Genomic DNA, 6,868 nt, shown 5'->3' with positions numbered 1-6,868 from the left:
ACGGCGCGGCCGTCGAGGCCGGTGAGCAGGCCCGCGCCCTCCGCTGGGCCGCAGGCGGCGATGGCGGGACGCAGCTTCGTCTCGATCTCGTCGAGCACCGCCGCCGAAGCGGGGCCGGGGACGGGGGCCTTGCCGTCGAGCAGGCGCTGACACAGCTCTTCGAGCCGTTCCACCGTATCGCCCGCGCTGCGCCATTTGCCCTCGCCTGAAAGCGCCTCGGGGCGCGGGCCGGTCCATGTCGCTGCCATGTCGCAGTCGAGCGGGTCGAAGCCCAAGGACAGGTCCTCGGCCAGCGCCCGCAGGATCGAGGCCGCGCCTGCACCGCGCGGCACGCGGGCCAGCGCGATGGCAAGGTCGCGCTCCTGTCGCCCCTCGGGACTCTGCCCGAACACGTGCAGCCCGTCGCGGATCTGTGCCTCCTTCAACTCGCACAGCCAGGCGTCGAGCTTGGCGAGATCGGTGTCGGCCTGCCCCTCGAAGCCGGCATCCGAAGCAAGCCCCGTCGTCTCGGCAAGGCTCAGGATCTCGCGCCGCAGATGGGTGATCCGGCGCGGATCGACGCCCGCCGCCTCGTAGTATTCGTCGACCAGCGCTTCGAGATCGCGCAGCGGCCCGTAGCTCTCCGCGCGGGTGAGGGGAGGCGTCAGGTGATCGATCACCACCGCCTGCGCCCGGCGCTTTCCTTGGGTGCCCTCGCCCGGATCGTTGACGATGAAAGGGTAGAGATGCGGCGTCGCCCCCAGCGCGATCTCGGGCCAGCAGCTCTCGGACAGGGCCACGGCCTTGCCGGGGAGCCATTCGAGATTGCCGTGCTTGCCCATGTGGACGACCGCATCCGCCCCCCAGTGATGCCGCAGCCAGAAATGAAAGGCGAGGTAGTGGTGCGGCGGCACGAGATCGGGGGAGTGGTAGGTCTCGGTCGGGTCGATGTTGTAGCCACGCGCGGGCTGCAGCCCGACGACCGCATTGCCGAAGCGGTGCAGTGATAGGGCAAAGCCGCGCCCGGCGCCGCCGTCGGAGGTGCGTATTTGGGGAAAGATGAACGGGTCGTCGCCCGGAGGCCCCCAGCGATCGAGGATCTGCTGCTTGGCGGCCCAGGGCAGCTCCGCGAAATGCCGCTCGTACTCCTCCAGCGGCAGCACCTCGCCGCCCTCGCGCGCGGCGCGATCGGTAAGCCAGTTGGTCGGCCCCGCCATCAGCCGGTCCATCAACGCCTGCGCATCCTCGGGGGCGTGCTCCACGCCGTAGCCCGCGCCCTGCATGAGCCGCAGCGCGTGCACCGTGGCGGCAGGGGTGTCGAGGCCGACGCCATTGGCCAGCCGCCCGTCCTTGTTGGGATAGTTGGCAAGGATCAGCGCCACCTTGCGGTCCGGGACAGGCGTGGCGCGCAGCTTTGCCCAGCGCGCGGCGAGATCGGCCACGAAGGTGATCCGATCGGCGCGCGGCTGGTAGGTCGCGACGCGGCATTGCGTCGCCTCGTCGAAGAAGGCCTCGCCCTTGAAGCCGATGGCGCGGCTCAGGATGCGCCCGTCCACCTCCGGCAGCGCCACGTTCATCGCGATGTCGCGCGCCGACAGGCCGGTCAGCCCCTCCTCCCAGGTCTCCTCGCTGCTGGCCGAGAGCACGATCTGAAAGACCGGAGCCTCGTTCGCCGCAGGCGCGGCCAAAGGATTGGGCGAAGCCGCGTCGCCCGCTACTGCCCCGCCCGTGGCGAAGGCGGTGGCGTTGAGAATCACCGCAGGCGGTGCCTCGGCCATCAGCCCGGCCAGCGTGTCGCGCGAGACCGGGTCCTTGAGCGAGGCCACGAAGACCGGCATCGAGTTCAGCCCGGCGCGCAGCAGGGCCCGCACCAGCCGGTCGATCGGCGCGAGCTGCGCGCCCTGCAACAGCGCGCGGTAGAACACGATCGGCACCACCGGGGCATCCTTGGTCCAGACCTCGCGCAGCCGGTCGAGATCGGCGATGCCGAGACCGGGCCAGTAGAGCCCGGCGCGCAGCAAGGGCCGCGCGGCCTGCGGCGGCTCGGTCCCATCCAGCATGTGTTTCGCATGGAGGAGGAAGTTCTCCGCGTTCTCGGGGCCGCCCTCGACGAGATAGGACCACAGCGCGCCGTAATCCCCCGGTTTCACGGTCGACAGCTCGCGCAGCTCGGGGTCGGGCTTGTCGTCGCCGGGCAGGGCGGCAAAGGGCACGCCCGCCTCCGCCAGCCGTGCGGCGTATTGCACCAGACCGTATTTCCAGTAGCCCGAGCCGCCCAGCACGCGGGCCACGACGAGGCGGGACTTCGTCGCGCAATCGTCGAGATGCAGGTCCACCGACATCGGGTGCTGCAGGTGCATGAGGCTTGCCAGCCGCAGCTCGGGCGCATCCGCCATCTGCGCCCGCGCCGCGCTCAGCGCGGCCAGCTCCGTGTCGGCGGCGGAGATGACGACGAGATCGCCGGGCGTCTGTCCGAGATCGACGGGTTCGGTCCCGTCGGAGACGGTGCCCGGCGTGGCGGCGAGAAGATGCATGGCGGCCCTTTCGTGAACGCTTGCGCCGCCTCCCGCGTTGGGGCAGGGAACGGCACCCCCCAGTTACAGGAGCGGAAGATGGATTACAGCAAGTCGGGCGGGCCCCGTCAGGGCCGCAACGCGCCCAAGCATAGCGAGCACAACGCACGCGGCACTCAGAAGACCCCTTATGACAAGCGCGACGACAAGGCCGACCTGCTCAAGCGCATGAAAGAGGCCGCGAAGAAGGCCGCCGAGAAGGCGCCCGAACCCAAGGGCTGAGCTCACAGCCGCTTTTCCATGAAGACGCTGCAGCCATTGTCGGCATAGGCGCCGAATGGCCCGCGCCGCGCGTAACCGTGGCGCGCATAAAGCCTGCAGGCGGCGGCCAGTTCGTCGGCGGTCTCGAGCCGCAGGAGCTCAAGCCCCTCGGCCCGCGCCGCCGCCTCCAGCCCGGCGATGAGCGCGGCGCCGACGCCACGGCCGCGCGCCGCGTCGCCGACGAAGACCGATTTCAGCTCGCCGTAACCCGGTTTCACGTGAAGCGCGCCGCAGCCGAGCAGCTCCTCGCCTTCGCGCGCGACGAGAAAGCGAATATCGGGCGCGGCCAGCGCCTCGGTCGGCAGGAAATGGTTCTGTTCGGGGCGGAACAGCGCCCGCATCAGCTCCTGACTGGCCTCGATCAGCGCGCGCGGGCCGGGATCGGTCGCGCGCGCCTCTGCAATCTCGATGCTCACGCTGCCAGCGCGGCCTCGATCGCGGCGCGGTCCAGCCCGGCCTCGCCGATCACCACCAGGCGCGTCTCGCGCGGCTCCGTGCCGAAGGGCCGGTCGAAATGCGTGTCGACGCGCGGGCCCACGGCCTGAAGCGTCAGTCGCATCGGCTTGCCCTCCACCGCGACGAAGCCCTTGAGCCGCAGGATGTCATGCGCGCGGATCACCTCCGAGACCTGCGCGGCGAAGGCCTTGGCATCGGTCACCTCGGCGCGGGTGACGACGAAGCTCTCGAACTCGTCATGGCCGTGGTGATGCGCGGCGTCGTGGTGGTCGTCGTCATGATCGTCGTCGTGGTCATGGTGGTGGTGCACCTCGTGCCGCGCCTCCATGTCGGCCTCGGCGGCGGCACCCTGACCGAGCAGCACCTCGACGGGCAGCGCGCCCATCGCCGCGCGCACCACCTGCACGCCGTCGCGGGCCTCGGCTTTGAGCCTTGCAGCCAGCGCCTCGGCCTCCTCCGCGCCCAGAAGGTCGGTCTTGTTGACGACGATCATGTCGGCGGCGGCGATCTGATCCTCGAACAGCTCAGACAGCGGCGTCTCGTGGTCGAGCCCGTCATCCGCGGCGCGCTGGGCGTCGATCGCGGCGATGTCATGGGCAAAGCGGCCTTCGGCCACGGCCTTGCCATCGACCACGGTGACGACGCCGTCGACCGTCACACGGGTCGAGATGCCGGGCCAGTTGAAGGCGCGGATGAGCGGCTGCGGCAGCGCGAGGCCGGAGGTCTCGATCACGATGTGATCGGGCTTGTCTTCGCGGTCCAGAAGCTTTTCCATCGTGGGGATGAAGTCATCGGCCACGGTGCAGCAGATGCAGCCGTTCGACAGCTCGACCACATCCTCGTCGCGGCAATTCTCGATGCCGCAGCCCTTGAGGATGCCGCCATCGACGCCGAGATCGCCGAACTCGTTGATCACGAGAGCGATGCGCTTGCCGCGGGCGTTCTCCAGCAGGTGACGGATCAGCGTGGTCTTACCGGCGCCGAGAAAGCCGGTGACGACGGTGGCGGGGATCTTGGCGGGCATGGTGCGTTTCCGTTACTGGTCGGCGCGAGCGGCGCCGGAGGTGAATATGGACTGCATCACGATCTGCGCGACTTGCGCCGCGCCGGGGCAGGCGCCCGAGGGGGCGGCCTTGGCCCGCGCGGTGCGCGATGGCTTGCGCGAGGGATGCGTGCTGCGCCTCGTGGAGTGTCTCAATGTCTGCCATTCGCCCGTGGCCCTGTCGATCCGGGGGCCGGGCAAGATGGCCTATCTCTTTGCCGGGGTGGACTCGGCCGCGCAGGCGGCCGAGGTCCGTAAGCTTGCCGATCTCTACGCCGCGGCGCCGGGTGGCGACATCACCGATGCCCGGCCACTCGGCGCGCTCAGGCATTGCCTGATCGGGCGCATTCCCGCCTGAGCCGTCAGGCGGCCTCGCGCGACCAGATCCAGCCGCCCATGACGCCCAGGAGCGCCCAGGCCGCGGCCGAGACGCCGAGCGCCCGGGTCGAGAACAGCGCCGCCAGCTCCGGGGCGGCGGTGCCGAAGTAGCGGTCGAGATGCGGCGCGCCGATCACATGCGGTGCGGCGAGCAGCGCCGCCCCGGCCACGAGCCATGCAGGCCCCCGCCCGAAGGCCATGAGGGCAAGCCCCGCGGCGGTGGCGATCACGCAAAAGCCCCACCAGGCCTGCCGCACCGAAACCTCGGCCGCGATCGTGCCGGGCAATTCGGGCGGCAGCCCGAAGGCGGGCGCGAGCGCCAGCGCCGCAAAGCCCGCAAGGCCCCAGACGAGGCCGCGGCGCGCGTCGATCCGCACGCCCTGCCGATGCGCCAGGGCAAAGCCCGCCGCCATCACGAGGCCGAAGCCGATCCATGCCACGACGTTCATCGCCAGCGTGCCCGCGTGCCGCGCCAGCGCGTCGCCAAGCGGCGGCGCGCCCGCGTCCGAGCCGATGTAGCCATCGGTGAAATGCGCTCGCGCACCGGACTCGTAGAGTTCGGCCTCCATCAGGAGCGGCACGACGAACCAGAACTGCAGGAGGGCTGCGAGCACGCCTGCGGCGAGGCCAGCGAACAATGCGCTGGCGCCAATCTGTCTGATCATGTCGAGCGGATCAGTGGCAGGGGAAGCCGGTGGCGTGGCGCGAATCATGGGCCACGTCGTGCATCGCGCCCGCCTGGCTGAAGCCGGCGGCAAAGATCAGGCCGAGGCCGAGCACCGCGGCAAAAGCGATGGTGGCGATGTCGGTGCTGCTGCCGGAGGCGGCGATGGTCTTGGTCGTCATGTCAAATCTCCTGTCCCGTCCACCCGACGGGGATTGGGTTGCGTCACGCAGGGCCGGTCTCCTGGCTCGCGGGTCGTGGCCTCCCCCCACCTTCCCGGGATCTCTCCCAGTGGTGTCGGGGGGACGCTCACCGCTTACAGTCGCGGGGGCGGCTGCGGCTGGGGGCCTCCTGTCTGGATCGGCCCCTTCCGCATTCCCGATTTCCTCCCCTCGGGCGCTTCGCGCCGCATCGGGGAACCTTGCCCCTCGTTTCTGCGCCGTCCGCCCACCCCGCGTCAAGCATCAAGGCCGGGGCCGAGAGGCGGTCCGGTCCCGCAAACGCGGCGGAACCCCGCGCGCAAAGGGCCGCGCGCGTTGACTTCGGGGGGCTCTGTCGCGCATAGGCGCGCGACCAAGAGCGCGAACGAGGGCGGCTTTCATGCGATTCTCCCGGCTGCGGCTGAACGGCTTCAAGAGCTTCGTCGACCCGACCGATCTGGTGATCGACGACGGGCTCACCGGTGTGGTCGGCCCCAATGGTTGCGGCAAGTCGAACCTTCTGGAGGCGCTGCGCTGGGTGATGGGCGAAAACCGCCCCACCGCGATGCGCGGCGGCGGCATGGAGGACGTGATCTTCGCCGGTGCCGCCACGCGTCCCGCGCGCAACCACGCCGAGGTCACGCTTTCGATCGACAATGCTGAGCGTCTTGCGCCCGCGGCCTTCAACGATGCCGACACGCTGGAGATCATCCGCCGCATCACCCGCGATCTCGGCTCGGCCTACCGTCTCAACGGCCGCGAGGTCCGCGCCCGCGACGTGCAGATGCTTTTCGCCGATGCCTCGACCGGCTCGCAATCGCCCGCGCTCGTGCGGCAGGGTCAGATCGCCGAGCTGATCAACGCCAAACCCACCGCCCGTCGCCGCATCCTCGAGGAAGCGGCGGGGATCTCTGGCCTCTACCAGCGCCGCCACGAGGCGGAGCTGAAGCTCAAGGGCGCCGAGCAGAACCTCGCCCGCGTCGACGACGTGGTCGAACAACAGGCCGCGCAGCTCGCCACCCTGGCGCGGCAGGCCCGCACCGCGGCGCGCTACCGCGAGATCGGGGAATCGCTGCGCGCGGCCGAGGGGCTGCTCCTTTGGCTGCGCTGGAACGCCGCCGAGACCATGCGCGGCGCCGCCGAGGAGGAGCTGCGCGAGATGGCGCAGGCCGCCGCACGGGCTGATGGCCTTGCAGGCAAGGCGGTCGAAACGCGCGCGGCCGCCGAAGCCGCGCTGCCGAATTCTAACGACAGGCCGTCCATCACCAATGAGATTGAACCCGTCGGATTTGTAAGGATAGCCATTCATTAGGGT

7 protein-coding genes, 1 pseudogene and 1 riboswitch are annotated in these 6,868 nt (G+C 70.2%); of the genes and pseudogenes, 3 read left to right on the top strand and 5 right to left on the bottom strand.

Annotated elements, in window-relative coordinates:
- Positions 1-2,513 (bottom strand): cobaltochelatase subunit CobN (gene cobN, locus NHG85_RS19625; RefSeq protein ID WP_253335427.1); only part of this gene is annotated, 2,513 nt, incomplete at its 3' end.
- A 78-nt stretch (positions 2,514-2,591) separates the two neighbouring features.
- On the opposite strand from cobN, the gene NHG85_RS19620 reads away from it, so the two are divergent.
- Positions 2,592-2,774, top strand: a complete 183-nt coding sequence (locus NHG85_RS19620) for a hypothetical protein (RefSeq protein WP_253335426.1) — start codon at positions 2,592-2,594, stop codon at positions 2,772-2,774.
- Between the two features lie 2 nt (positions 2,775-2,776).
- On the opposite strand, the gene NHG85_RS19615 is transcribed toward NHG85_RS19620, so the two are convergent.
- Both NHG85_RS19615 and cobW read right to left on the bottom strand, forming a co-directional pair.
- The gene (locus NHG85_RS19615; protein ID WP_253335425.1) at positions 2,777-3,229 is read right to left on the bottom strand and encodes a GNAT family N-acetyltransferase; all 453 of its coding nucleotides are present in this window, start codon (positions 3,227-3,229) and stop codon (positions 2,777-2,779) included.
- Positions 3,226-4,293, bottom strand: coding sequence for a cobalamin biosynthesis protein CobW (gene cobW / locus NHG85_RS19610; protein WP_253335424.1), 1,068 nt, complete (start codon positions 4,291-4,293; stop codon positions 3,226-3,228). Before cobW ends, NHG85_RS19615 begins: the two co-directional genes overlap by 4 nt.
- Before the next feature lie 46 nt (positions 4,294-4,339).
- Here cobW and NHG85_RS19605 point away from each other — a divergent pair, with 46 nt between their 5' ends.
- Positions 4,340-4,669, top strand: coding sequence for a DUF1636 family protein (locus tag NHG85_RS19605; RefSeq protein ID WP_253335423.1), 330 nt, complete (start codon positions 4,340-4,342; stop codon positions 4,667-4,669).
- Between the two features lie 4 nt (positions 4,670-4,673).
- On the opposite strand, the gene NHG85_RS19600 is transcribed toward NHG85_RS19605, so the two are convergent.
- Positions 4,674-5,354 (bottom strand): CbtA family protein, encoded by a 681-nt coding sequence (locus NHG85_RS19600; RefSeq protein WP_253335422.1) that lies wholly within the window; start codon positions 5,352-5,354, stop codon positions 4,674-4,676.
- 10 nt (positions 5,355-5,364) lie between these two features.
- A complete protein-coding gene (locus NHG85_RS19595; RefSeq protein WP_253335421.1) occupies positions 5,365-5,535 on the bottom strand; it encodes a CbtB domain-containing protein in 171 nt (56 codons plus the stop codon).
- Between the two features lie 34 nt (positions 5,536-5,569).
- Positions 5,570-5,792, bottom strand: a riboswitch (cobalamin riboswitch).
- 161 nt (positions 5,793-5,953) lie between these two features.
- Here NHG85_RS19595 and NHG85_RS19590 point away from each other — a divergent pair.
- Positions 5,954-6,817: pseudogene (locus NHG85_RS19590) on the top strand (AAA family ATPase); the annotation flags it as partial.
- Positions 6,818-6,868 lie beyond the last annotated feature (51 nt).

The sequence above is a fragment of the Limimaricola litoreus genome, from assembly GCF_024159025.1.
In the GTDB taxonomy this organism is placed as follows: Bacteria; Pseudomonadota; Alphaproteobacteria; order Rhodobacterales; family Rhodobacteraceae; genus Limimaricola; species Limimaricola litoreus.
The sequence above is the reverse complement of the archived record's forward strand: the minus strand, read 5'-3'. Positions and strand labels throughout refer to the sequence as shown.